Raw genomic sequence first — 2059 nt, 5'->3', positions numbered from 1 at the left:
GCCCCAACCCCCGCCCCCCTCCAGGGCCGAGCTCAGAGGTGAGGCGCCGGGGTCGCGGCCGGGTGGGGCAGTCGTTCCACCAGCAGCGCGGCGACGTCGTCGTCGAGGCGGCCCGTCCCGTGGGCGGTGAGGTCGGCGTGCAGGAGGTCCGGGATCCGGCTCCCGGGCTCCGTGAGCCACCCCCGTATCCGCTGCTCCAGTGGATAGAAGGTGCCGGACGCGTCGCGGGCCTCGCTCACCCCGTCGGTGAACATCAGCAGGCGGTCCCCCGGCTCGAAGGGCACCTCTTCGATGTGGTGCCGCGCCGGGAGCAGTCCCGACAGGTTGATCGGCAGGGACGGGTCCGCGAAGGCGACGGGTGCGACCCGTCCGCCGTGCTGGAGCAGCGGCGCGGGATGGCCGCAGCTCAGCAGCCGTGCGACGTCGCCCCCGTCCGGGATCTCCACCAGGACGACGGTGGCGAACCGTTCGGCGGCGTCCGAGTCGGGCGCCCAGGCCCCGTACCGGCCGAGTCCCTCCTCCAGGCGGTCGGCCAGCGTGGCGAGGTCCGGGGCCTGGTCGACGGCGGCGCGGAAGGAGCCGAGCAGTACGGAGGCGGTCTCCACCGCGCCGAGCCCCTTGCCCTGGACGTCGCCGAGCATGAGCCGTACGGCTCCGGGGACGCGGACCGCCTCGTAGAAGTCGCCGCCGATCCTGGCCTTGGCGGCGGCCGCGACGTACAGCAGGTCGAGGCCCACCGGTCCGAGGCGGGGCGGGAGGGGGCGGAGCACCACGCGCTGGACGACGTCGGCGACGGCGGTCACCTCGCGCAGGTCCCGTTCGTAGCGCTGCCGGAGCCGGCTGGCCCAGGCGGCGACGGCGGTCACCGCGGCCAGCACGGCCTCGTTGAGGAGGAGGTCCGGGACGAGTGGCTCGCCCCGGCTCACCGACAGCACGGCGCGCATGGCCATGGCGATCAGGCCGATGACGACCGTCCCGCGGGCGCTCCAGGTGACGGCGGCGAGCGCGGGAGCGGCGGCCAGGAGTCGGTCGAAGCGCTCTCGCTCAGGGGTGAGCAGGTCGACGACGACGGTGAGCGCGATGACCAGGAAGGGCAGTATGCGGCCGAGGGAGCGGTTGCGTCGCGTCCTGGACCCGGCGGCCGGGCGGTCACCATCTGAGGACATTTCGTGATCGTACGCAGCGGGGGTGCTCGCCCCGGGGCGGTGGCGCCGTCCTGGCGTGTCCGCGCCCGTGGGTTCACGGGGCGGACGCCATCGCCGCGGGTTCCGCGTTCCGCGTCGTGCGGCCCGGCAGGCCCAGTGCGGCGATCGCGCCCAGGGCTCCCAGGGCGGCGAGGGCCAGGAGGGCTCGGTGCATGGCCGGGACGAAGGCGTCGCCGGGTTCGAGCGTGAGCAGCAGGGTGGCCGTGGCGACGCCGAGAGCGGGGCCGATGTTGAGGGCTGTCTGCTGGAGGCCGCCGGCGACTCCGGCGGTGGCCTCGGCGGCCCGGTGCACGACGACCGCGGTCGCGGTGACCATGACGGTGCTGAATCCGGCGCCGAGCAGGACGAAGCAGACGCCGGCCGCCGGTGCGGTCGCGCCCGCGTCGAGCCGGGCGAACGACAGGACGCCGAGGGTGAGCAGGACGGCCCCCGACACGGCGGTCCGGCGGGGGCCGAACCTGCGCTGGAGCACGGCGGCCGTCGGCGCTCCGAGCACCATCAGGACGGCGAGCGGCAGCGACCACAGGGCGCTGTGGAGCGCGTCGAGACGGAGGACGTCCTGCAGGAAGTACGTCCCCGCGAACAGGGTGCCGAAGAGGGCGGCGGAGACGGCCAGCAGCGCCCCGAGTCCGGCCATGACGGGGCGGGAGCGCACGATCCCGGCCGGCAGGAGGGGGTGGTCGGTGCGTCGCTCGTGCCGGGCGAAGGCGGCCCCGGCCAGGACGGCGGCAGCCAGGACGAGCAGGGTCGGTGCCGTCGCGCCGTCCCGTGGCAGCGCGACGAGTACGTGTACGAGCCCGGCGAGGGTCACCGCGAGCAGGCAGGCGCCGGGCAGGTCCAGGGAGGTCGGGGCG

At 75.5% G+C, this 2059-nt stretch carries 2 protein-coding genes; both read right to left on the bottom strand.

Features of this window, described 5'->3' with window-relative positions:
* Positions 1 to 32: 32 nt before the first annotated feature.
* Positions 33 to 1166 carry a PP2C family protein-serine/threonine phosphatase gene (locus EAO71_RS37075; protein ID WP_147982176.1) on the bottom strand — a complete coding sequence of 378 codons (1134 nt, stop codon included), beginning with the start codon at positions 1164 to 1166 and terminating at the stop codon, positions 33 to 35.
* A gap of 73 nt (positions 1167 to 1239) precedes the next feature.
* Positions 1240 to 2059 (bottom strand): MFS transporter (locus EAO71_RS37070; protein ID WP_147982175.1); only part of this gene is annotated, 820 nt, incomplete at its 5' end.

It is taken from the genome of Streptomyces sp. MS191 (assembly GCF_008042125.1).
Classification (GTDB): Bacteria; Actinomycetota; Actinomycetes; order Streptomycetales; family Streptomycetaceae; genus Streptomyces.
The sequence above is the reverse complement of the archived record's forward strand: the minus strand, read 5'-3'. Positions and strand labels throughout refer to the sequence as shown.